This window comes from Stenotrophomonas sp. SORGH_AS_0282, from assembly GCF_030818125.1.
GTDB classification, from domain to species: Bacteria; Pseudomonadota; Gammaproteobacteria; order Xanthomonadales; family Xanthomonadaceae; genus Stenotrophomonas; species Stenotrophomonas rhizophila_A.
On the sequence record NZ_JAUTAB010000001.1, the window covers coordinates 2,355,941 to 2,380,262 of the forward strand.

Annotated in this window: 18 protein-coding genes; 6 read left to right on the forward strand and 12 right to left on the reverse strand. The window is 66.4% G+C overall.

Translation table 11 applies throughout. The annotated features are described in order from the left end of the window. The first annotated feature begins 13 nt into the window (after positions 1 to 13). The 3 genes from QE395_RS10435 to QE395_RS10445 are packed head-to-tail and all read left to right on the forward strand — an operon-like array spanning position 14 to position 5,548. Complete coding sequence (locus tag QE395_RS10435) at positions 14 to 1,123, forward strand: two-component system response regulator (RefSeq protein ID WP_249834113.1); 1,110 nt, start codon at positions 14 to 16, stop codon at positions 1,121 to 1,123. Next, positions 1,120 to 5,250, forward strand: a complete 4,131-nt coding sequence (locus tag QE395_RS10440; protein WP_306988950.1) for a response regulator — start codon at positions 1,120 to 1,122, stop codon at positions 5,248 to 5,250. The genes QE395_RS10435 and QE395_RS10440 overlap by 4 nt, the downstream gene beginning before the upstream one ends. 52 nt (positions 5,251 to 5,302) lie before the next feature. Continuing rightward, positions 5,303 to 5,548 carry a hypothetical protein gene (locus QE395_RS10445; protein ID WP_306988952.1) on the forward strand — a complete coding sequence of 82 codons (246 nt, stop codon included), beginning with the start codon at positions 5,303 to 5,305 and terminating at the stop codon, positions 5,546 to 5,548. Between the two features lie 48 nt (positions 5,549 to 5,596). Here the strand turns inward: QE395_RS10445 and guaA are convergent, their stop codons facing one another. From guaA to ndk, 12 genes are all read right to left on the reverse strand, one after another. Beyond that, a complete protein-coding gene (gene guaA, locus QE395_RS10450) occupies positions 5,597 to 7,162 on the reverse strand; it encodes a glutamine-hydrolyzing GMP synthase (RefSeq protein ID WP_093534421.1) in 1,566 nt (521 codons plus the stop codon). 112 nt (positions 7,163 to 7,274) lie between these two features. Continuing rightward, a complete protein-coding gene (gene guaB, locus QE395_RS10455; protein WP_068854633.1) occupies positions 7,275 to 8,729 on the reverse strand; it encodes an IMP dehydrogenase in 1,455 nt (484 codons plus the stop codon). A gap of 188 nt (positions 8,730 to 8,917) precedes the next feature. Further along, the gene (folD, locus tag QE395_RS10460; protein ID WP_306988955.1) at positions 8,918 to 9,793 is read right to left on the reverse strand and encodes a bifunctional methylenetetrahydrofolate dehydrogenase/methenyltetrahydrofolate cyclohydrolase FolD; all 876 of its coding nucleotides are present in this window, start codon (positions 9,791 to 9,793) and stop codon (positions 8,918 to 8,920) included. Between the two features lie 39 nt (positions 9,794 to 9,832). After that, positions 9,833 to 11,662: a monovalent cation:proton antiporter-2 (CPA2) family protein gene (locus tag QE395_RS10465; protein WP_306988957.1), complete on the reverse strand. Its 1,830-nt coding sequence runs from the start codon at positions 11,660 to 11,662 to the stop codon at positions 9,833 to 9,835. Positions 11,663 to 11,787: 125 nt separating this feature from the next. Continuing rightward, positions 11,788 to 12,927 carry a molybdopterin-synthase adenylyltransferase MoeB gene (gene moeB / locus QE395_RS10470; protein WP_306988959.1) on the reverse strand — a complete coding sequence of 380 codons (1,140 nt, stop codon included), beginning with the start codon at positions 12,925 to 12,927 and terminating at the stop codon, positions 11,788 to 11,790. Positions 12,928 to 13,019: 92 nt separating this feature from the next. Further along, positions 13,020 to 14,417, reverse strand: a complete 1,398-nt coding sequence (gene der / locus QE395_RS10475; RefSeq protein WP_068851324.1) for a ribosome biogenesis GTPase Der — start codon at positions 14,415 to 14,417, stop codon at positions 13,020 to 13,022. Between the two features lie 12 nt (positions 14,418 to 14,429). Further along, on the reverse strand, positions 14,430 to 15,638 hold the full coding sequence (bamB, locus tag QE395_RS10480) for an outer membrane protein assembly factor BamB (RefSeq protein ID WP_093534415.1): 1,209 nt from the start codon (positions 15,636 to 15,638) through the stop codon (positions 14,430 to 14,432). Continuing rightward, a complete protein-coding gene (locus QE395_RS10485; protein ID WP_068851318.1) occupies positions 15,638 to 16,276 on the reverse strand; it encodes a tetratricopeptide repeat protein in 639 nt (212 codons plus the stop codon). The genes bamB and QE395_RS10485 overlap by 1 nt, the downstream gene beginning before the upstream one ends. A gap of 72 nt (positions 16,277 to 16,348) precedes the next feature. Continuing rightward, complete coding sequence (locus tag QE395_RS10490) at positions 16,349 to 17,209, reverse strand: RodZ domain-containing protein (RefSeq protein WP_249834111.1); 861 nt, start codon at positions 17,207 to 17,209, stop codon at positions 16,349 to 16,351. 6 nt (positions 17,210 to 17,215) lie between these two features. After that, positions 17,216 to 18,013 carry a tetratricopeptide repeat protein gene (locus QE395_RS10495; RefSeq protein ID WP_249834110.1) on the reverse strand — a complete coding sequence of 266 codons (798 nt, stop codon included), beginning with the start codon at positions 18,011 to 18,013 and terminating at the stop codon, positions 17,216 to 17,218. Beyond that, complete coding sequence (rlmN, locus tag QE395_RS10500) at positions 18,000 to 19,205, reverse strand: 23S rRNA (adenine(2503)-C(2))-methyltransferase RlmN (RefSeq protein ID WP_306988965.1); 1,206 nt, start codon at positions 19,203 to 19,205, stop codon at positions 18,000 to 18,002. The genes QE395_RS10495 and rlmN overlap by 14 nt, the downstream gene beginning before the upstream one ends. A gap of 10 nt (positions 19,206 to 19,215) precedes the next feature. Then, complete coding sequence (ndk, locus tag QE395_RS10505; protein WP_068851305.1) at positions 19,216 to 19,641, reverse strand: nucleoside-diphosphate kinase; 426 nt, start codon at positions 19,639 to 19,641, stop codon at positions 19,216 to 19,218. Positions 19,642 to 19,917: 276 nt separating this feature from the next. Between ndk and QE395_RS10510 the strand changes: the two genes are divergently transcribed. The 3 genes from QE395_RS10510 (at position 19,918) to QE395_RS10520 (ending at position 24,251) form a co-directional block, all read left to right on the forward strand. Continuing rightward, positions 19,918 to 20,580: a TetR family transcriptional regulator gene (locus QE395_RS10510; RefSeq protein ID WP_093534404.1), complete on the forward strand. Its 663-nt coding sequence runs from the start codon at positions 19,918 to 19,920 to the stop codon at positions 20,578 to 20,580. 70 nt (positions 20,581 to 20,650) lie between these two features. Further along, a complete protein-coding gene (locus QE395_RS10515) occupies positions 20,651 to 23,023 on the forward strand; it encodes a 3-hydroxyacyl-CoA dehydrogenase/enoyl-CoA hydratase family protein (protein WP_095364621.1) in 2,373 nt (790 codons plus the stop codon). A gap of 19 nt (positions 23,024 to 23,042) precedes the next feature. Continuing rightward, positions 23,043 to 24,251 (forward strand): acetyl-CoA C-acyltransferase, encoded by a 1,209-nt coding sequence (locus QE395_RS10520; protein ID WP_068851296.1) that lies wholly within the window; start codon positions 23,043 to 23,045, stop codon positions 24,249 to 24,251. The last annotated feature ends 71 nt before the right edge of the window (positions 24,252 to 24,322 follow it).

Sequence of the window (24,322 nt, forward strand, 5' to 3'; positions counted from 1 at the left end):
CGGGGGTAAGGGAATGGATACCGTTACGGAAGCCGCTTCCCGCCCGACCATACTTGCGGTCGACGATTCGCCCGAGAACCTCTGGCTGATCTCCGGCCTGCTGAAGTCGCGTTATCGAATCAGGATGGTCAACTCCGGCGAGGCAGGCCTCGAGGCCGCTGGCACCGAACCGCTTCCCGACCTGATTCTGCTGGACGTCATGATGCCCGGCCTCTCAGGACATGATGTCTGCAGGGCACTGAAGGCATCACCGGTGACCCGGCACATTCCGATCATCTTCCTCACGGCAATGGCCGAACCCGAAGATGAAAAGAAAGGGCTGGAACTCGGGGCGGCGGACTTCATCACCAAGCCGATCAATCCGCCGGTCCTGATCGCCCGTGTCGCCACGCAACTGCAGGCCAAGGCAGCAGCCGATTTCCTGCGGGACCAGAACGCATTCCTTGAAAACGAGGTACAGCGGCGCACGCGCGAGCTGACCGCGATCCAGGACGTCACCATCCATGCCCTCGCGTCGCTCGCCGAAACGCGCGACAACGAAACCGGCAATCACATCCGCCGCACCCAGCATTATGTCCGTGCCCTGGCGACTGCGCTCCAGAACCACCCGCGTTTTCGTTCGCAGCTGGATGACGCCACCATCGACAGTCTGTTCAAGTCCGCCCCCCTGCATGACATCGGCAAGGTGGGCATCCCGGACAGCATCCTGCTCAAGCCCGGCCCGTTCGAACCCCACGAGTTCGAGATCATGAAGACCCACACCACGCTGGGGCGCGACGCGATTCAGCACGCAGAAGACGCGCTTGGCATGCCGGTGGAGTTCCTGGCGTACGCAAAGGAAATCGCCTACGGGCACCAGGAGAAATGGGACGGCAGCGGGTATCCGCAGGGGCTTGCAGGCGAGGCGATCCCGCTGTCGGCGCGGATCATGGCGGTCGCGGATGTGTATGACGCGCTGCTCAGCCGTCGGGTCTACAAGAAGGCCATGTCCCAGGAAGAAGCGGTCGCGATCATGCGTGAGGGCCGCGGCAGGCATTTCGACCCTGACATCCTGGATGCTTTTCTCGGGCTGCTCCCCGAGCTGGAGCGGATATCCCGTCAGTTCGAGGACACTTCGCGATGAACGCCCTGAGCCGCTACCTGCAGGGTGCGTCACTGGGCCACAAACTGTCGGCGGCCTTCGCCGTCATGCTCTTGCTGGCCGTGGGGCTGGGCATCCTCGGCGTCCACGCGCTGGGCAGGTTCAGCGCTGAAATCCAGCGCATGTACGAAAAAGACCTGCAGGGGGTCTCCAACGCGCGCGCCGTGCAGTTCCACTACGCGACCATGGGTCGCCACCTGCGCCAGGCGCTGCTCACCGCCGATCCGTCGCTGCAGGCCTTGGCGTCACAGCAGATCGAACGCGAGCACGCGCAGCTGCAGCGAGAGCTGGACCAGCTGCACCAGCGTGTCTTCCGCGACATCAACCGTGCGCACCTGGCGGCGTTCGAGCGGGACTACGCCACCTACCGGCGGAACATGACCGCCGTACTCCAACTGGCGCGCCAAGGCAGGCTCCAGGAAGCGCGTGCTCAAGCATCGAGCCCGCAGTTCGCCGATATGGGGGATGCGGTAGCCAACGCCATGGAAGCGGTCGCCACGACCAAGGAAGAAGGCGCGCGGCTGTCGTTGCAGAAGGTGCAGGCACTGGCCGTTGATACGAAGCGGTGGGTGTGGACGATCCTGCTCCTGGGGGGTGTGTTCAGCACGATCTTCGCCTGGCTGATCACGCGCTCGATCGGCATCCCCGCAGTCGAGCTGAGGAAGGCGGTGGAGCGCATTGCGGGCGGGGACCTCCAGCACGAGGTACCGCATACCGCACACCCCAATGACATGGGCGCCCTCGCCCGCGCCGTTGCCGTCCTTCAGGTGGCCGCGCGTGAGCTGGAAGACCAGCGGTGGGTCAAGGCATCGTCGGCCGCCTTGTCGGCCGAACTGCAGTCTGCGACGAGTACCCAGGAACTTGCCAAGGTTTTCTTTGCGTTCATGGCGCCCCTGCTTGGCGTCGGCCGGGCCGCCCTGTATCTCCATGACGAAGTGCATCACAGGCTGCGCCTGCTCTCGGGCTTCGCCAACGATGGCCATGACGCCCCACCGGGCCAGATCCGGCTGGGCGAGGGCCTGGTCGGCCAGTGCGCGGCAAGCAGAGCGCCGATCCTCCTTGCCGATCCGCCCGCCGACTACCTGCGCATCGGCTCCGCGCTGGGCAGCGCGGCGGCAAGGTCCGTAAGCGTGATCCCGCTGATCCGGGGTGCCCGAGTGCTCGGCGTACTCGAAGTCGCCAGCCTCGACCTACCCAGCCCTGCGCGGCACGCGTTGCTCGACGCCGCCTTGCCTACGCTTGCGGGCAACCTGGAGATCATGCAACGCGCCGAGCATACCCAGCTGCTGCTTGAGGAAACCCGGGCCCAGGCCTCGGAACTCGAAGTCCAGTCCACCGAGTTGGCCGCACAGAAGGATGCGATCCAGGCGACCGAAGCATGGTACCGGGGCATCTTCGATTCCTCCCCCGATGGGTTGCTGGTGGCCGGCGCGGACGGCCGCATCACCATGGTCAACCCCCAACTCGAGCGCATGTTCGGCTATGCCACTGGCGAGCTGCACGGCAAGCTCATCGAAACGCTGGTGCCCGATGCCGTGCGCGCGGCCCATCCCGGACTGCGAGACGGTTTCATGCAGGCCGGCGGCATGCGTTCCATGGCGGTGCGCAACAACGAACTGTCGGGGCGACGCCGGGACGGCAGCACGTTCCCGATCGACGTGGGCCTGTCGCGGCTTCCCGCGTTCGGGGGCGGCGGGGTCTGCGTATGCGCGGCAGTGCGCGATGTCACCCGCCTGCGTGCCACCGAGCAACGGCTGGGCTTCGCCCTCCGCGGCGGCAACCTTGGCCTGTGGGACTGGGACGTGGCCACCGGCACCAGCGAGGTCAACACCATCTGGGCGCAGATGCTGGGCTACAGCCTGGATGAGCTGAGCAGTGCCGGTGGAGCGGCGAAAGCGTGGGACGCGATGCTGCATCCGGATGACAGCGTCGAGGTCCATCGGCAGTTCGACCATTGCATCAACGACCCCGAGGCCGACGACTTCGACGCCCATTTCCGCATGCGGGACCGTTCGGGCGCGTGGCGCTGGATCCACTCGTTGGGTCGCGCCACCGAACGTGACCACGGCGGACGCGCCGTGCGCCTGGTCGGCATCCACCAGGACGTGACCGAGCGCAGGCAGCTGGAGGATGAGACGCTTCGGGCCAAGGAAGCAGCCGAAGAAGCGACCCGCGCCAAGAGCGAATTCCTGGCGAACATGAGCCACGAGATACGTACGCCGATGAACGCCATCATCGGCATGTCCCACCTTGCGCTGCAGACCGAACTCGCGCCACGGCAGCGAAACTACATCGAAAAGGTGAACCGCTCTGCCGAAGCGCTGCTGGGCATCATCAACGACATCCTGGACTTCTCCAAGATCGAGGCCGGCAAGATGGGGATGGAGCGCCTCGACTTCCGGCTGGAGGACGTACTCGACCACGTAGCCAATCTGGTGTCGATGAAGGCGGAGGATAAAGGGCTCGAACTTCTGTTCAGCTGCGCTGCGGACGTCCCTACGGCGCTGGTCGGCGACGCGCTTCGTCTTGGCCAGGTGCTGCTGAACCTGTGCAGCAACGCGCTCAAGTTCACCGAGCGTGGCGAAGTGATCCTGGGCATTGAAACCGCGGCGCTCACCGATGACGGTATCGCGCTGCACTTCTGGGTGAAGGACACCGGCATCGGGATGACCCCGGAGCAATGCGCCCGCATGTTCCAGTCCTTCAGCCAGGCCGACGGTTCGACAACGCGCCGGTACGGCGGCACCGGGCTGGGACTGGCGATCTCGCGCACCCTGGTGGAGCTGATGGGTGGCCGGATCTGGGTGGACAGCATGCCGGACCAAGGCTCCACGTTCCACTTCCATGCGCACTTTGGCCTGCAGGCGGACCCTGCCCCGCGCCGCATGTTCCGGGCGGAGGAACTGCAGGGGCTGCGCGTACTCGTGGTCGACGACAACGCGGCGGCGCGCGAGATCCTTTCGACGATGGCCAGGCAGTTCGGGCTGGAGGTGGATACCGCGCGCAACGGCACGCAGGGGCTGCGCATGGTGCGCCAGGCCTACGCAAAGCAGCTTGCTTACGACCTGGTACTGATGGACTGGAAAATGCCGGCGATGGACGGCGTGGAAGTCGTCCGCAGGCTGCAGTCGCTCAGCGAGGGCGAGGCACCGGCGGTCATCATGGTGACCGCCTTCGGGCGGGACGAAGCGATTGCCGAAGCGGCGACCACCGGGGCGCGCCTGAAGGGTGTGCTGACCAAGCCGGTTACGCCGTCAACCCTGCTTGAGTCGATCGGCCAGGCACTCGGCACGGGCACCGTGGGCGATGACCGCATTGAACTCAAGGCGTCAGCCGGTTCAACGCGGTTCGAGCAGCTGCGGGGTTCGCGTGTGCTGCTGGTCGAGGACAATGAACTGAACCAGGAGGTTGCGCGCGAATTCCTTGGCCAGGCCGGCATCGAGGTCACGTTGGCGGTCAACGGGCAGGAAGCATTGGACATCCTGTCGCGCGAATCCAGCTTTGATGGCGTGCTGATGGACTGCCAGATGCCGGTGATGGACGGCTACGAGGCGACCCGTCGCCTGCGCGCCCAGCCGCGGTTCCAGCACCTTCCCATCATCGCCATGACCGCCAATGCGATGGCAGGCGACCGCGAAAAGGTGCTGGCCGCTGGAATGGTCGACCATATCGCCAAGCCCCTGCGCATGGAGGCCATGTTTGCGTGCATGGCAAAGTGGATCGGCACCGACCGCGCCTTCAGTGCGGCGTCCGCGGTACGCGTCAGCGACCCACCCGCTTCCGCGTTCCCCGCCATCACAGGCATTGATGTCGCCCGGAGCCTGGCCGGCGTCGATAACGATGTGAAGTTCTACCGGCGCCTGCTGGGCCTGTTCCGGACCGAGAACATGAGCTTTCTGGGCGATTTTCACCCGGGCCCTGCGCGAGGGCGATGCCGAAGCCACGATGCGCCGTGCCCACACGCTTCGAGGGACGGCCGGAACCGTGGGCGCCACTGGCGTTGCAGAAGCGGCGGCCAGGCTGGAAAGGGCATGCCTCGACCGCGCCGACACGGACAGCCTGGAAGCCCTCCTTGCCGAGACGGCGGGGCGGCTGCAGCCGGTACTTGACGCGATTGCGTCGGCAGGCATCGATGAACGCCGGACAGCAGCCGACGCTCCCGTGACTGGCGTGCCAACGGCCGCTCCCGGGCCAGCCGCAGCGCTGCTGCTGACGCGACTGCGCGCGCTGCTGTCGGAGAACGATGCCGACGCCCAGGAGGTATTCGAACGCCTCACGCATCAACTGCACGCAGAAGGCAATCCATTGGCGGCAGCGTTGGCGCCAATGGCCCGCTTGATCGACACCATCCGCTTTGGCGAAGCGCTCGACTGTCTGGATGCAGCGATGCGCGCCGATGGGCCATGACCCGTTTCGGCAGGGCGCAGCGGGGCAGAGCCCCGCGCTACCGGGTGGTTACTCCCACTCGATCGTTGCCGGCGGCTTGCCGGAAATGTCGTAGACCACGCGCGAGACGCCACGCAACTCATTGATGATCCGGTTGCTCACCGTGCCCAGGAAGTCATATGGCAGGTGCGCCCAGTGCGCGGTCATGAAGTCGATGGTTTCCACCGCGCGCAGCGCGATCACCCACTCGTACGCACGGGCGTCGCCCACCACGCCCACCGACTTCACCGGCAGGAACACCGCGAAGGCCTGGCTGGTCTTGTCGTACAGGTCGGCCTTGCGCAGCTCATCGATGAAGATCGCATCGGCCTTGGCCAGCAGCTCGGCGTACTCACGCTTCACTTCGCCCAGGATGCGCACGCCCAGGCCCGGGCCCGGGAACGGATGGCGGTAGACCATGCTGCGCGGCAGGCCGAGCTCGACGCCGAGGCGGCGCACTTCGTCCTTGAACAACTCGCGCAGCGGTTCCACCAGGCCCAGCTTCATGTGCTCGGGCAGGCCGCCGACGTTGTGGTGGCTCTTGATCACGTGGGCCTTGCCGGTCTTGCTGCCGGCCGACTCGATCACGTCGGGGTAGATGGTGCCCTGCGCCAGCCACTTGGCGTTGCTGAGCTTGTTGGACTCTTCGTCGAAGATGTCCACGAACAGGTTGCCGATGATCTTGCGCTTGGCTTCCGGGTCGCTCACGCCTTCCAGCTTGGCGAAGTAGCGGTCGGCGGCGTTGACGCGGATCACCTTGACGCCCATGTGCTCGGCGAACATCGCCATCACCTGGTCGCCTTCCTGCCAGCGCAGCAGGCCGGTGTCGACGAACACGCAGGTCAACTTGTCGCCGATCGCCTTGTGCAGCAGCGCGGCAACCACCGACGAATCGACGCCGCCGGACAGGCCCAGGATCACTTCGTCATCGCCCACCTGCTCGCGCACGCGCGCGATCTGGTCGTCGATGATGTTGGCCGCGGTCCACAGCGTCTGGCAGCCGCATACGTCCACCACGAAGCGGCGCAGCAGCGCCTGGCCCTGCAGGGTGTGGGTCACTTCCGGATGGAACTGCACGCCATACCAGCGCTTTTCCTCGTTGGCCATCGCGGCCACCGGAATGCGATCGGTGGTGGCGGTGATGGTGAAGCCCGGGGGCGCCACCGAGACGTGGTCGCCGTGGCTCATCCACACATTCAACTTCGGCTCGCCGCCATGGTCGCTCAGGCCCTTGAACAGCGCGTCCGGGTGTACGACGTTGACTTCGGCATGGCCGAACTCGCGCTGGTCGGCCGCTTCGGTAGCGCCGCCGAGCTGTGCGGCCAGGGTCTGCATGCCATAGCAGATGCCGAAGATCGGCAGCCCGCTGTCGAACACTTCCTGCGGCGCGGCCGGCGCGCCCGGCAGCGTGGTCGATTCGGGGCCGCCAGACAGGATGATGCCCTTGGCGCCGAACGCGGCAATGTCCGCCGGGTTGTGGTCCCAGGCCCAGATTTCGCAGTACACGCCGAGCTCGCGGATGCGGCGCGCGATCAGCTGGGTGTACTGCGCGCCGAAATCGAGGATGAGGATCTTGTCGTTATGGATGTTGGTCATGGCGCCCGGCAATGCTGGATGGAAAACGGAGGAACGAAAATCAGGCAACGAATGGCAGATAGAGAAAGAGGAACGGGAATCAGCTTCCTCGTTCCTCTTCGCTCATGCCGCGTCAGGCGCGGTAGTTCGGCGGCTCTTTGGTGATCTGCACGTCATGGACGTGGCTCTCACGTTGGCCGGCGCCGCTGATCTTGACGAACTTCGGCTTGCTGCGCATGTCTTCGATGGTGCCGCAGCCCACGTAGCCCATGGTGGCGCGCAGGCCGCCCATCAGCTGATGGATGATGCCGCCGACCGGGCCGCGATACGGCACGCGGCCTTCGATGCCTTCGGGCACCAGCTTGTCTGCACTGGAAGCATCCTGGAAATAGCGGTCCTTGGACCCCTTCTCCATCGCCGCCAGCGAACCCATGCCGCGGTAGCTCTTGTACGAACGGCCCTGGAACAGCTCGGTTTCACCGGGCGATTCCTCGGTACCGGCCAGCAGGCCGCCGATCATGATGGTCGATGCACCGGCGGCCAGCGCCTTGCCGATGTCGCCGGAGTAGCGGATGCCACCGTCGGCGATCAGCGGGATGCGGTCCTGCAGCGCTTCGGCCACCAGGTCGATGGCGGTGATCTGCGGCACGCCGACACCGGCGACCACGCGGGTGGTGCAGATCGAGCCCGGGCCGATGCCGACCTTGACCGCGTCCGCGCCGCTGTCCAGCAGCGCCAGTGCGGCTTCGCCGGTGCAGATGTTGCCACCCACGACCTGCACCTGCGGGAAGTGCTTCTTGACCCAGCTGACACGGTCCAGCACGCCCTGCGAATGGCCGTGCGCGGTGTCCACCACCAGCACGTCCACACCGGCGGCGACCAGCGCTTCGACGCGGCGATCGGTATCGCCGCCGACGCCCACCGCGGCACCCACCAGCAGGCGCGTGGCGACGTCCTTGGCGGCGTTGGGGTAATCGGTGTTCTTCTGGATGTCCTTGACGGTGATCAGGCCGCGCAGGGCGAAATCATCGTTGACCACCAGGATCTTTTCGATGCGGTTGCGATGCAGCAGCTGCAGCACTTCCTCGGATGCGGCGCCTTCCTTGACCGTGATCAGGCGATCCTTCTTGGTCATGATGTGGCGGACCGGATCGTCCAGCTCGGTTTCAAAGCGCATGTCGCGGTGGGTCACGATGCCCACCAGCTGGCCGCCATCGACCACCGGAACGCCGGAGATGTTGCGCGCCTGGGTCAGCGCCAGCACGTCGCGGATGGTGGTTTCCGGGCCGACCGTGATCGGGTCGCGGATGACACCCGCTTCGAACTTCTTGACCTTGGCCACTTCGGCGGCCTGCTGGTCCACGCTCAGGTTCTTGTGGATGATGCCCATGCCGCCGAGCTGGGCCATGGCGATGGCCAGGCGTGCTTCGGTGACGGTATCCATGGCAGCCGACAGGATCGGAAGCTTCAGCCGCAGGTCGCGCGTCAGGCGCGTTTCCAGGGTGACATCCTTGGGCAGGATGATGGAATGGGCGGGGACGAGCGAGACGTCGTCGTAAGTCAGTGCTTCAGCCTGGATGCGCAGCATCGGCATACCCGAGATGTGGGGAAGCGCGACATTTTACCCTGATTTCGCGCCGTTGGGCAGGGGGCGGATGCGACGCTGTGTCGCGCCGGCGCAGCGCGTTCATGCAGCGGTTCGGCGGCCGGGCCGCGCGACCAACGGTCGTGCGCTACCGGTAGGTGACGACCGTTGGTCGTCACGGCGGTCCGGCGTCAGGACGCTTCGGCGGCTTCTATCGTGTTCTGCATCAGCGTAGCCACGGTCATCGGCCCTACCCCGCCCGGCACCGGAGTGATCCAGCTGGCCCGTGCGGCCGCCGCTTCGAAGCCCACGTCGCCGACCAGGCGGCCATCGTCCAGGCGGTTGATGCCCACGTCGATCACCACCGCGCCCGGCTTGACCCACTCGCCCGGCACGATGCCGGGGCGGCCCACCGCCACCACCAGGATGTCGGCATTGCGCACCGACTGCTCCAGCACGTCCTTGGGGGTGAACTTGTGGCAGCTGGTGACGGTGCAGCCGGCGATAAGCAGCTCCAGGCCCATCGGCCGGCCCACGTGATTGCTCACGCCCACGATGGTGGCGTTGCGACCACGCACCGGCTGGTCGGTATGGCCCAGCAGCGTGGTGATGCCACGCGGGGTGCACGGGCGCAGGCCGAATTCGCGCAGGGCCAGGTGGCCGACGTTCTCCGGGTGGAAGCCGTCCACGTCCTTGCGCGGGTCGATGCGGTGGATCAGGCGGCTGGCGTCGGGGATGCCCGGCAGCGGCAGCTGGACCAGGATGCCGTGGATCTTCGGGTCTGCATTGAGCTGGTCGATCAGGGTCAGCAGCTCGGCTTCACCGGTGCCGGCCGGCAGGTCGTAATCGAACGCCTCGATCCCGACCTTCTCGGCGGCACGGCGCTTGTTGCGCACATACACGGTCGAGGCCGGATCGCCGCCCACCAGCACCACGGCCAGCCCCGGCCGGCTGCCACCGGCCGCCAGGCGGGCGTCTACGCGCACCTTCAGGCTGTCCAGCAGGTCTTCGGCGATGCGGCGTCCGTCCAGGATGCGGGCGGAATGACGGGAGGCGGAATCGTTCATCGAATGCGGGGCGTGCGGCGGCGGGGACGGTATTGTCCCCTATTCCTCTTCTTCCGGCACTTCGTCGGCATTGAGGGTGCGTGCCTTGCGCTTGGGCGCGGTGAACGGGGTCGGCGTGGGCACGCCCGGCAGCGCGCTGCCGAACACCATGTGCGCACCGGCACGCAGGTCGCCACCGGCCATTTCCAGCTCGAAACGCTCGGCGTCGCGTTCGCGGATCTGCTCGGCGATGTCGCGTGCGTCGTCCTCGTCCGCGCCCAGCTCGACCAGCGCGGCCTGGCCGAACATCAGCGCGGATTCGAACGTTTCGCGGATCTGGAAGTCCACCCCAGCGTGGATCAGGCGCAGCGAGTGCTCACGGTCGAACGAACGCACCAGCAGCTTGGCCTGCGGGAACTCGTGCGCGACCAGTTCGACGATGCGGTCCGCATCCTGTGCGTTGTTGACGCACACTGCGATCGCACGCGCGGTGGCCGCGCCCGATGCATGCAGCACGTCCAGGCGGGTGCCGTCGCCGTAGTAGATCTTGAAGCCGAAGCGCTCGGCGTTGTGGATCATGTCCACGTCGTTGTCGATGATGGTCACGTCCACGTCGCGGGCCAGCAGCGACTGGCTGGCCACCTGGCCGAAACGACCGAAGCCGATCATCAGCACGCTGCCGGACATGCCCTCGGCGGTGTCCACGCCTTCCAGCGAGACTTCCCGCGCCGGCATCAGCTTGTCGTGCAGCAGCACGAACAGCGGGGTGAGCGCCATCGACAGCACCACGATGGCGGTCAGGTTGGCGTTGACCTCGATACCGATGACACCGGCAGCAGCGGCGGCCGAGAACAGCACGAAGGCGAATTCGCCGCCCTGTGCCATCACCACGCCGCGATCCAGCGCCTGCCGGTGGTCGCTGCCCAGGATGCGCGCAACAACATAGATGCACACCGCCTTGGCCAGCATCAGGGCCAGCACGCCGGACACGATCAGCGGCCAGTTGTTGGCCACCACGGTGAGATCCAGCGCCATGCCCACGCTGAGGAAGAACAGACCGAGCAGGATGCCGCGGAACGGTTCGATGTCGGCTTCGATCTGGTGGCGGAAGGTGGATTCGCTGAGCAGCACGCCGGCCAGGAACGCGCCCATCGCCATCGACAGCCCGCCCAGCTGCATCAGCAGCGCCGCGCCCAGCACTACCAGCAATGCGGCGGCGGTCATCACCTCGCGCGCCTTGGCGGCGGCCAGGATGCGGAACAGCGGATTGAGCAGGAACCGCCCGACCAGCACCAGCCCGATGATCGCGCCGGCGGCGATGGCCACGCTGATCCAGCGCGAGCCGGTACCCGCGTCGACCTGCACCGGCGCCATGAACGCCACCACGGCCAACAGCGGCACGATCAGCAGGTCCTCGAACAACAGGATCGAGACGATCTTCTGCCCGGACGGCATCGCGATATCGCCGCGCTCGGCCAGCAGCTGCATCACCACGGCCGTGGAAGTCAGCACGAAACCGGCCGCACCGATGAAGGCCACCGGCAGCGGGAAGCCGAGCAGCATGCACACGCCGGTGAGCACCGCACCGCAGACCACGATCTGCAGCGTGCCCAGCCCGAAGATTTCCCTGCGCAGGCTCCACAGGTGCGAAGGCCGCATTTCCAGTCCGATCACGAACAGGAACATCACCACGCCCAGTTCGGCCGTATGCAGGATCGCCTGCGGATCGGAGAACCAGCCGAAGCCGAACGGACCGATCGCCAACCCGGCGGCGAAATAGCCCAGCACCGAGCCCAATCCCAGCCGGCGGAACAACGGCACCATCACCACTGCCGCACCCAGCAGGGCGACTACTTTCACCAGTTCACTGGCACCTGCTTCCACCGCCATGCGGTTTGTTCCTTGCAACTCCGATCAGCCATCACGATAGGACAAGTTGATGCAGGGACATAGCACGCAGGTGCGCAGGATCGTGCCGGGAATGGAACGATCGGTCAGTAAATCACCATATCGTCCTACGGACCTGCGCAGAATGCGGCGTAGTCGATGTAACCCGGGAACGCCTGCCCGGGCGCGCACAGCGGGCAGGCGGGGTCCGGCCCCAGGCGGATCTCACGGAACCGCATGCCCAGCGCGTCGAACGTCAGCAGCCGCCCCACCAGCGGCTCACCGATCCCAAGCAGCAGCTTGAGCACTTCCGTGGCCTGCAGCAGGCCGACCATGCCCGGCAGCACGCCCAGCACCCCGGCCTCGGCACAGTTGGGCGCGAACTCCGGCGGCGGCGGCTCGGGGAACAGGCAGCGGTAGCACGGCGCCTGGCCGCGATGGCGGCCGGCGTCGAATACCGACACCTGGCCGGTGAAACGCTCCACCGCGCCGTAGACCAGCGGGATCGCGTGCTGGATGCAGGCATCGTTGAGCAGGTAGCGCAGCGGGAAGTTGTCCGAGCCGTCCAGCACCACGTCCACGCCGTCGAGCAGCGTGTCGATGTTGTCCGAGGTGACCCGCGCCTGCACCGCTTCCACGTCCAGCCGGGGGTTGAGCGCCAGCAGCCGCGCGCGGGCCGACTGCACCTTGGGTTCGCCGATGCTGGCGTCGGTATGCAGGATCTGCCGCTGCAGGTTGCTGCGCTCCACCACGTCGTCGTCGGCGATGCGCAGGTGCCCTACCCCGGCGGCGGCCAGGTAGAAGGCGGCCGGCGAACCAAGGCCGCCCGCGCCAAGCAGCAGTACCCGGGCGCCGAGCAGCGCCTGCTGGCCGGCAACGCCGACCTGCGGCAGCAGCAGGTGGCGTGAGTAGCGTTCGTTGAAATCGCGCTCGTCGTCGCTCTGCAGCGGCTGCACGAGTGGCAGCCCGGCAGCACGCCAGGCAGTGGTGCCGCCGTGGACGGACGCGATGTGGGTGTAGCCGAGGTCACGCAGCACCGCAGCAGCGTCCAGAGAGCGTTTGCCGCTCTGGCAGATCAGCAGGATCTCGCGGTCAAGCGCTGGGAGCTGCGTGCTGGCTTCGCCCAGGAGATCGCCCTGCGCGATTCCCCTTGCGCCCTCGGCCATACCGGTAGCGCGCTCGTGCGGTTCACGCACGTCGATCAACAGCGCGCCGTGGAGGGTGCGTTGGCGGGCGTGCTCGGGGCTGAGTTCGGGTACTGCGGTCATGGCCCATTATGGGCGGGTTGGGTCCGCCTGGGACACGCGTGGCGTGTCGCTACCGAGGGATGGCGTCCCGGCGTGCCGGGACGCCATGGGCTTCAGCGACCCTTGACGTGCTTGATCAGGCGCTTCTTCTTGGCAATCTGGCGTTCGCTCAGCACGTTCTTCTTGCCTTCGTACGGGTTGGCACCCTCGCGGAAGATGAACTGTACCGGCGTGCCGATCAGCTTGAAGCGCTTGCGGAAGAAGTTTTCCAGGTAGCGCTTGTACGACTCCGGCAGCTCCTTTAGGCGCGTGCCATGCACGATGAAGGTCGGCGGATTGGAACCGCCCGGGTGCACGTAACGCAGCTTGGACACGTGACCACGGATCGCCGGCGGCGGGTTGGTCTCGTAGGCGATTTCCAGCGCCTTGTTGACTTCGCTGGTGCTGAACTCGTGGGTCGCCGAGGCATGCGCCTGGTGGATCGCACGGAACAGCTCGCGCAGGCCCGAGCCGTGCTTGGCCGAGATGCGCACCGTTTCAGCCCACGGCACGAAGCCGAGCTTGCGCGAGACCAGCGCTTCGGCCTGTTCGCGCTGGTAATCGGTCAGGCCATCCCACTTGTTGATCGCCACCACCAACGCGCGGCCGGCATCCAGCACCGCGCCCAGCACGGTAGCGTCCTGGTCGGTCACGCCTTCGCTGGCGTCCAACATCAGCACCGCCACCTGGCACTGCTCGATGGCCTGCAGGGTCTTGATGACGCTGAACTTTTCCACCACCTCTTCGACCCGGCCGCGGCGACGCAGGCCGGCGGTGTCGATCAGGCGGTATTCGCGGCCATCACGCTCCAGGTCCACCGCGATCGAGTCGCGGGTGGTGCCGGGCACTTCCGAGGCGATCATCCGTTCTTCGCCGAGAATGCGGTTGACCAGGGTCGACTTGCCCACGTTGGGGCGGCCGACGAAGGCAATGCGCATCCGGTTCGGATCGTTGTCCATCTCCTCGCCGCTGCCCTCTTCGGGCAGGCGCTGGACCACTTCTTCAAGCAGGTCGTCCAGGCCCTGGCGGTGGGCAGCGGACACGGTCAGCATTTCGCTGAACCCGTAGCGGGCGAATTCCGCGCGCACGGTGTCTTCGTTGGTGCCGTCGATCTTGTTGATCAACAGCAGAGTCGGCCGCGACAGCTTGCGCAGCCACGACAGGATCTCGTCATCCAGCGCGGAGGTCCCGTCACGGGCATCCACCACGAACAGGATCAGATCGGCTTCGCCGGCGGCAGCACGTGCCTGGTCGGCGGTTGCGCCGGCCAGGCCTTCGTCATCCTCCGAGATACCGCCCGTGTCGACGACGAGGAACGGGTTGTCCTCGTCCAGACGGCAAACACCATAGTTGCGGTCCCGGGTGACGCCGGGCTGGTCATGGACCAGGGCGTCACGGGTACGGGTCAGCGCATTGAAAATGGTGGACTTGCCGACGTTCGGCCGTCCAACCAGGGCGACCAAGGGCAGCATCGCGGTAACTCCTTATTGTGCCAACCGGAATGCGGTCAGCTTTCCATCAACGTTCTGCACCAGCAGAATCCCATCGGCGACCACCGGCTGCGCCAGCAGGGCATCGCCGCCACTCTTGGCGCGCGCGGCCAGTTCACCATTGTCTGTCCGCAACCAGTGCAGATAACCCTTGTAGTCACCCACCACAACGTAATCGCCGTGGATGGCCGGCCCGGTCAGCGAGCGACGGGCCAGGCCGGTCTGCGACCACATGGCACTGCCGCTGGCCTTGTCCAGGCCGAACACGCCGCCTTTGTTGTCCGTCACGAAGACGTTGCCCGAGGTCAGGGCCACGCCACCGGCGCCACCATGGTCACGCGCCCACAGCGGACGGCCGGTCGGGCCTTCGATCGCCATGGTCTGGTTCTTGAAGCTGCTCACGAACAGGGTGTTGCCCTCGAGCACCGGCGCACCGTCCACATCGGACATGCGCTCCAGCTCGGTACGGCCTTCACCGTTGGAGACCGTCTGGTCCCACACGGTACGACCGTCCTGCATGCCCAGCGCGGCCACGCTGCCGTCATCGTTGCCGATGAACAGCACGCCCGGGCCGGCCACCACCGGCGCGTTGCCGCGCACGGTCAGCATGGGCAGCTCACGCGGGTTGAACCACTTCTGGGTACCGTTGCCGGCATCGAAGGCGGTCACCCGGCCATCGTTGCTGCGCACGAACACGATGCCCTGGGCGATCGCCGGCGCGGCGATCACTTCGCCCGGCACCTTGGCGCGCCACTTTTCGCTGCCGTCGTTGGCGTCCAGCGCGATGACCTGGCCATCCAGCGTACCGATCACCACCAGTCCTTCGCCGACGCCCGGGCCACCGGACAGACGCAGCTTGGGCTGCTTCTTGACCTTGGCCGGCTCGTAGGTCCAGACCGTCTTGCCGGTCTGCAGGTCCAGCGCATGCACGCCGCCGGTAATCGCGGCCGCGTACACGCGGCCATCGGCCACGACCGGGCCCTGGCGCACGCCGATGCGCTTCTCGCCCTTGCCCAGGTTGGTGCTCCAGATCCGGTCGACCTTGGCGGTCGGCTCGAACTTGACCAGCTCTGCCGGCTCCAGCGCCTTCTTGGCCTCCGCGTCCTTGCCGGCGAACCAGCCCTTGACGGTGGTGCAGCCGGACAACGCCACGCCCATCAACACCAGGGTGGCTACGCGCTTGATCATGACCATCTGCTTCATTACACCGACTCCGCAGGCTCGGTGACGGTGCCACCGGCATCCATCACTTTGGTTTCCAGCACGCGCCGCTGGGGCGCTGCCACATCCAGCGTCTTGAGCGCCTTCTCATACTGCCCGCGGGCTTCGTCACGCTTGCCCAGCGCCATCAAGGCGTCGCCATGGATTTCCAGGCTCGCACTGTCGGTGGCACTGCCCAGCAGCGTGATGGCTTCATCGTTCTTGCCGGTGGCGATCAGCAGGCGCGCAATGCGCTGGTCGATCGCCGCCTTGTATTCCGGGTCGGCCTTGATGGCACGAAGGGTGGCCAGGGCCTCCTCGTTCTTGCCTGCGTCGACCTGCGCCTTGGCCAGCTGCAGCGCTGCCAGGTCGCCGTAGACCTGGACCTTGCCGCCTTCCAGCGTCTTCACGCCCTTGGCCGCTTCGTCCAGCTTCTTGTCCTCCAGCTGCTTGAGCACCACCTGGTACTCACCGTGGGCGCCCGCCAGGTGGCTGCCCTGTTCCTTCTGCCACCACTGCCAGCCGGCGATGCCGCCGATGGCAATCGCCACGCCGGCGATGATGCTGACACCATTCTTCCGCAGCCAGCTGCGGACGCGTTCACTTTGTTCGTGCTCGTCGAGCAGGTCGTCGATCGCCATGCGTACTCTCGCCCCTGCCCGTCAGGAGGGACTGTTTGAATTGGATTGTCGAAATGAATCGGGAAACGCGGCTCAGTGTGAAACCGGAGCCACGGAGCCGTCAGAGGATACCGTAAAGCGTGCCACGTTGGCTCGCTGGTAGGGCGAAAGGTCAATGATGGTGCCGGCCTGCTGAACCTCCACCGCCGACGCATTGCCGAGCACCATGCGGGCCACCTGGCCCGGGCTGAAGGCGCGGGTTTCGCCTGACTTGATCAGGGCTTTCTCGACGGTGCTGCCGTCGGGCGCGACGATATCCACCCAGCTGTCGCCCTTGAACTGCAGGCTGAGGGCACCGGCCGGCGCGGGCGCGGCGGCCGTCGGACGGGGCACCGGGGTCAACGAGGCCAGGTAAGGGGCCGACGGCGCCGTCGACGGCGCAGGCGTCACCACCGGCGCTGCCTGGTCAGACGGCGCGGTGCCCGCCACCGGTACGGCGGCGGGAATCACATCCAGCGAAGCGGTATTGGGGGTGGTCGAGGCACTGTCGAAGTGGCCGCGTGTAGCGAACCACACCGGCACGGCCAGCACCGCGGTGATGCCGACATACAGGGCACGGCGGCCGAGGCTCTCGGCGATACGCCGGGCCCGCGGGGTATGGGTGTGGCTGACCAGCTGCGGCGGCACCACCGGCCCGATGTGGGCCTGGTCCAGCACATCGCCCAGATCGACCTTGAGCAGGCGCGCATAGCTTTTGAGCTGGCCGCGGACGAACACCGGCGCACCGAGGCGGTCCCACTGCTCGGCTTCCAGTGACTTCACCACCTGCACCGGCATGCGCAACTGCTGCCCCACTGCTTCGAGCGTCAGTCCTGCCGCTTCCCGTGCCTGCCGGAGACGTGCTCCACAGCCGGCCGCGGTGTCAAAAGCGTTCACAGTCTGGTCATCAATCACAATGCTTCAACCCCGGGAATTAGGAGCCGCATCCTGCGGAAATTCGTCGCGAATTCGCTGCAGATAACGACCGGATGCCACTGTGTCGCCAAGCTGCGCCTCGATTTGAGAGGCAAGTTGTAACACGGAACGTGTGGCCGGTGCAGCCGCGAGACGACGTTGCACGAAGGCCCGGGCCTCGAAAAAGCGGCCCTGGGCATGCTCGTTGCGGGCCATGGCCTCCAGCGCATAGGGGTTGGCCGGATCCAGCGCCAGGGCCCGGCGCAGGTCACGCACGGCGCGCTCGGGCTGGCCGGCGTCAAGCGCACAGCCCCCTGCGTTGGCCAGGGCTGCGGCCGGCGTGCGGTAACCCGGCGCGGCAACGGCCCGGTCGAACAGTGGCAACGCTTCGGTGGCGCGGCCATGACCACATAACCAGGCGCCATAGTTGTTGAGCACGTCGCCGCTGTCCGGCGCCAGCTCGGCCGCCTTCTGGAACAGCGGACCGGCAGCGGCATCGTCACCGCGCCGGTTGGCCAGCGCCGCCAGCATGATGTAGGCATCCGGCCGGCCCGCATCGAGCTTGAGCGCGCTTCGGGCGCGCTTTTCGGAAGCATCCAGCGCTCCGGCGCGGAACGCCTCGGCCGACAATGTCATCTGGTCCTGGTAGCTGACCCGGCGACGGGTGTCAGCGTTGTCGCGCGCCACGTATTCGGGCGCTACGCCCAACGGAGCGGTCATGGGTTTGACGCCTTTGTTGCCACACCCGGCGAGTGCCAGCGCGACGAAAAAAACGGCTGGCAATCGGCGGTCAGGCAGCGGCATCCCGGTTTTTCCCGTCCTGGAGCGTTTTGTTGAACTCGGCCTGGCGGCGGGTACGATCCATCACCTGGCCCTTGAGCTGGCCACAGGCGGCATCGATGTCGTCGCCACGGGTCCGCCGCACCATCGTCAGCACCTGCTGGTCGAGCAGGATCTTCTGGAAGGCGCGGATCTCCGCATCACCGGAGCGCTCATAGCGGGTACCGGGGAACGGATTGAACGGAATCAGGTTGACCTTGCCCGAATGCGAGGCCTGTACGGCATTGTCGAACTGGCGCATCAGCCGCGCCAGCTGGCGGGCGTGCTCGGGCTGGTCGTTGATGCCCTTCATCAGGGTGTATTCGAAGGTGACCGATTCGCGGCGCTTGTTCGCACGCAGGTAGCGCGCGCACGAGGCCATCAGTTCCACGATCGGGTACTTCTTGTTGAGCGGCACCAGGGTCTCGCGCAGCGCATCGTTCGGCGCATGCAGCGACACCGCCAGCGACACATCGCTTTCGGCCGACAGGCGGTCGATCTGCGGCACCAGGCCGGAGGTCGACAGGGTCACGCGCTTGTTGGCCAGGCCGTAGCCCAGGTCGTCGCGCATCACGCTCATGGCGCGCACGACGTTGTCGAAATTCATCAACGGCTCGCCCATGCCCATCATCACCACGTTGGTGAGGCGACGCTGCTTGTGCGGGATGTTGCCCAGGTGGCGCGCTGCCACCCACACCTGCCCGATGATCTCGGCGGTGGAGAGGTTGCGGTTGAAGCCCTGGGTGGCGGTGGAGCAGAACGTGCAGTTCAGTGCACAGCCCACCTGCGACGACACGCACAGCGTGCCGCGGTTCTTGTCCGGGATGTAGACCGCTTCGATCGCGTTCTTGCCATCGGCGCCCATGGCCAGCAGCCACTTGTGGGTACCGTCGGCCGACGGCTTGTCGAAGACGATGTTCGGCACGCGGACTTCGGCGTGCTGCTGCAGCTTGCTGCGCAGCGCCTTGCCCAGGTCGGTCATCTGGTCGAAATCGGTGACGTAGTGGTGGTGGATCCACTTCATGACCTGGTGGGCACGGTAGCGCGCTTCGCCGAGTGTCTCGGCGAAGAAGCGCTCCAATCCCTCGCGATCGAGGTCGAGCAGGTTCTGCTTGGCCACCGGCGCGCCCTGGGCGAGCACGATGGGGATGGCGTTGGGCTGTACGACCTCGTTCACGGCATTACTCTCAGCGCGAGACCACTTCGGTCGCGGCGAAGAAGTACGCGATTTCAATCGCGGCATTCTCGACCGAGTCCGAGCCGTGGGCAGCATTGGCATCGATGGAATCGGCGAAGTCGGCGCGGATGGTGCCCGGCGCAGCGTCCTTCGGATTGGTGGCGCCCAGCAGGTCGCGGTGGGCCAGCACGGCGTTGTCGCCTTCCAGCGCCTGGATCATCACCGGGCCGGAGATCATGAACTCGACCAGCGCGTTGAAGAACGGACGCTCCTTGTGCACGGCGTAGAAGCCTTCGGCTTCACGGCGCGACAGCTGCTTGTACTTGGCAGCCACGACCTTCAGGCCAGCCTTTTCGAAGCGGGCGTAGATTTCACCGATGACGTTCTTGGCGACGGCGTCCGGCTTGATGATGGAAAGGGTGCGCTCCAGCGCCATGGGAATTCTCCGTTGGGCGGGCCACTGATCGGCCCGAGAGTAACATGAAAAAAACCCGCGTCGAAACGCGGGCTTAGCCTATATACGTGGCGTGATTCTACAACCTCTCGGTACGTCTTGCCACGCCCTGCGCGGCAACCTCGCGCTGGCGGCGACTGCCCGCCGTTCAGGTTGATGGGCATGAACGAGGCCCAACATCTTGTGCGCCGCAGCATGCCACCAAGGATGCCGGGGTCTAATATCAAACAATCGTTTGATTGAACCCCTGCCCCGCCCATGGCCAAACCCGCCCACTTCTCCACCAAGGACCGCATTCTCGGCGCCGCCGAGGAGCTGTTCGCCCTGCACGGGTTCGCCGGGACATCGCTGCGCCAGGTGACCAGCCAGGCCGATGTGAACATCGCTGCGGTGAATTACCACTTCGGATCCAAGGAAAACCTGGTCAACGAGGTGTTCCGCCGGCGCATGGACGAAATGACCGCCGCCCGGCTGTCGCAGCTGGACAGTGCGCGGCGCGACCACCCCGGGCAGCTGCGCCCGGTGCTGGCTGCGTTCGTCGAACCGGCGCTGGCCATGGCCCAGGACCGCCAGACCGGGGGCGCGTTCGTGCGTGTCATCGCCCGCGCGTACGCGGAAAAGAACGACAACCTGCGCAAGTTCCTCTCCGACCACTACGGCCACGTCCTGCGCGAGTTCGGCAAGGCGATCGCCGCCAGCGTGCCGGGCCTGAGCAAGGAAGAGCTGTATTGGCGACTGGACTTCCTGGCCGGCGCACTGACCTACGCCATGGCCGATTTCGGGCTGATCAAGCGACCCGCCGGTGTCACCGAAGCGGCGCATCGTGCCCATGCAGCCCAGGAACTCATCCATTTCGCCGAAGCCGGTTTCCGCGCCAGCGCGGCCACCGCCCCTGCGGCGGCGACCCTTGCCACCCCGTAACGCCGGGCCCCATATCACCCCCGTAGAGCCGGGCCCTGCCCGGCTTCCAGACCAACAAAGGCTTATCGACATGTCCAATTCCCTGCTAGTCCGCCGCGCCGCCGTGCTGGGTGCCGGCGTCATGGGTGCCCAGATCGCGGCCCACCTGACCAATGCCGGCGTCGACACCGTGCTGTTCGACCTTCCCGCCAAGGAAGGTCCTGCCGACGGCATCGTGCTCAAGGCCATCGCCAACCTGGGCAAGCTCAGCCCTGCCCCGCTCGCCAGCAAGTCCTACGCCGAAGCGATCACCCCGGCCAACTATGAAACCGGCCTGGAGCAGCTGCGCGACTGCGACCTGATCATCGAAGCCATCGCCGAACGGATGGACTGGAAGCAGGACCTGTACAAGAAGATCGCCCCGTTCGTGGCCGATCATGCCGTGCTGGCCTCCAACACCTCCGGCCTGGGCATCAACAAGCTCGCCGACGTGCTGCCCGAACAGCTGCGCCACCGCTTCTGCGGCGTGCACTTCTTCAACCCGCCGCGCTACATGCACCTGGCCGAGCTGATCCCGGCCACCACCACCGACGCCGCCGTGCTGGAAGGCCTGGAAAGCTTCCTGGTCACCACCCTGGGCAAGGGCGTGGTGTACGCCAAGGACACCCCGAACTTCATCGGCAACCGCATCGGCGTGTTCTCGATCCTGTCCACCATCTTCCACACCCAGCAGTTCGGCCTGGGCTTCGATGAAGTCGATGGCCTGACCGGCCCGCTGGTCGGCCGCCCGAAGTCGGCCACCTACCGCACCTCCGACGTGGTCGGCCTGGACACCATGGCCCACGTCATCAAGACCATGGGCGACACCCTGCCCAACGACCCGTGGCACCAGTACTTCGCCTCGCCGAAGTGGCTGGACGCGCTGATCGCCAAGGGTGCGCTGGGCCAGAAGACCGGCGCCGGCATCTTCCGCAAGGTCGGCAAGGACATCGTGGTGCTGGACCTGGAGAAGCAGGACTACCGCGCTGCCGATCGCACCGCCGCCCCGGAAGTGGTCGAGATCCTGAAGATCAGGAACCCGGCCGAGAAGTTCGCCAAGCTGCGCGAAAGCCAGCACCCGCAAGCGCAGTTCCTGTGGGCGACCTTCCGCGACCTGTTCCATTACAGCGCCTACCACCTGGCCGACATCGCCGAAACCGCGCGCGACGTCGACCTGGCCATCCGCTGGGGCTACGGCTGGTCGCTGGGCCCGTTCGAAACCTGGCAGGCCGCCGGCTGGAAGCAGGTCGCGCAGTGGATCGCCGATGACATCGTGGCCGGCAAGAGCATGAGCAACGCCCCGCTGCCGGACTGGGTGTTCGATGGCCGCGATGGCGTGCACGCCGCCGAAGGCAGCTATAGCCCGACCCGCAACGCCAAGCTGCCGCGTTCGGCGCTGCCGGTGTACCAGCGCCAGCGCTTCCCGGATCCGCTGCTGGGCGAAACCTTCAGCCCGGGCGAAACCGTGTTCGAGAACGACGGCGTGCGCATGTGGCACGACGGCGACGGCATCGCCGTGGTCAGCTTCAAGACCAAGATGAACACCGTGTCCGACCACGTGCTCAACGGCCTGCAGGAAGCCATCAAGCGCGCCGAGCAGGGCTTCAAGGGGCTGGTGATCTGGCAGCAGAAGGAACCCTTCTCCGCCGGTGCCGACCTGGCCGGCGCGCTCGGCCTGCTGCAGGCCGGCAAGGTCGACCAGTTCGAAGAAATGGTGCACAACTTCCAGCGCACCAGCCAGGCCATCAAGTACGCGCTGGTGCCGGTGGTGACCGCCGTGCGCGGGCTGGCCCTGGGCGGCGGCTGCGAATTTCAGATGCACAGCGCCAAGAGCGTGGCCGCACTGGAAAGCTACATCGGCCTGGTCGAAGCCGGCGTCGGCCTGCTGCCGGCCGGTGGTGGCCTGAAGGAACTGGCGGTACGCGCCTCCCAGGCCGCCGGCCCGGGCGGTGATGTATTCGCCGAACTGAAGAAGACCTTCGAAACCGTGGCCATGGCCAAGGTCTCCAACTCCGCGGTCAACGCCAAGGAACTGGGCCTGATGCGCGCCACCGACAAGGTGGTGTTCAACAGCTTCGAAGCGCTGCACATCGCCAAGGCCGAAGTGCAGGCGCTGGCCGAAGGCGGCTACCGTCCGCCGATGCCGGCCCGCCGCATCCAGGTGGCCGGTGACGTGGGTATCGCTACCTTCAAGATGATGCTGGTGAACATGCTCGAGGGCCGTTTCATCAGCCCGTACGACTACGAAATCGCCGTGCGTATCGCCACCGTGCTGTGTGGTGGCGAAGTGGACCGCGGCACGCTGGTGGATGAAGAGTGGCTGCTGACCCTGGAGCGCAAGCACTTCGTCGAACTGGCCCAGCAGGAAAAGACCCAGGCCCGCATCGCGCACATGCTGAAGACCGGCAAGCCGCTGCGCAACTGACCCATAAGAGACCACCACAATGACCAAGCAGATCCAGGACGCCTACATCGTCGCCGCCACCCGTACCCCGGTTGGCAAGGCGCCCAAGGGCGTGTTCCGCAATACCCGTCCCGACGACATGCTGGCCCACGTGCTCAAGTCCGTGGTCGCGCAGGCACCGGGCATCGACGTCAACCGCATCGATGACGCCATCATCGGCTGCGCCATGCCCGAAGCCGAGCAGGGCATGAACGTGGCGCGCATCGGCGTGCTGCTGGCCGGCCTGCCGGACACCATCGCCGCGCAGACCGTCAACCGCTTCTGCTCGTCCGGCCTGCAGGCCGTGGCGATGGCAGCCGACCAGATCCGTCTCGGCAACGCCGACCTGATGCTGGCCGGCGGCACCGAATCGATGTCGATGGTGCCGATGATGGGCAACAAGATCGCGATGGCGCCGAGCGTGTTCGACAACGACCACGTGGCCATCGCCTACGGCATGGGCATCACCGCCGAGAAGGTCGCCGAGGAATGGAAGGTTTCCCGCGAAGAGCAGGATGCGTTCGCCCTGGCCTCGCACCAGAAGGCCATCGCCGCGATCCAGAACGGCGACTTCAAGGATGAGATCAGCCCGTACGACGTGCGCACCCGCCAGCCGGACCTGGCCGACGGCCGCCGCATCATCACCCGCGACCGCATCGTCGACACCGACGAAGGCCCGCGCCTGGACTCGTCCGCCGAAGGCCTGGCCAAGCTGCGCCCGGTGTTCCGCAACGGCCAGTTCGGCGGCACGGTGACCGCCGGCAACTCCTCGCAGATGAGCGACGGCGCCGGTGCGGTGCTGCTGGCATCGGAACAGGCGGTCAAGGACTACGGCCTGAAGCCGCTGGCCCGCTTCGTGAGTTTCTCGGTCGCCGGTGTGCGCCCGGAAGTGATGGGCATCGGCCCGATCGCGGCCATTCCCAAGGCGCTCAAGCAGGCTGGCCTGACCCAGGACCAGCTGGACTGGATCGAGCTCAATGAAGCGTTCGCCGCGCAGTCGCTGGCGGTGATCCGTGATTGCGGGCTGGACCCGTCCAAGGTCAACCCGCTGGGCGGCGCGATCGCGCTGGGCCACCCGCTGGGCGCCACCGGTGCGATCCGGACCGCCACGCTGCTGCATGGCCTGCGCCGTCGCCAGCAGAAGTACGGCATGGTCACCATGTGCATCGGCACCGGCATGGGCGCAGCGGGTATTTTCGAATCGCTGTGATCCGGGATCCAGGTACCGACCAGCGGTCGGTACCTGCCGGCCGGAAGAGATGGCCGCCTGCCGTTGTCAGG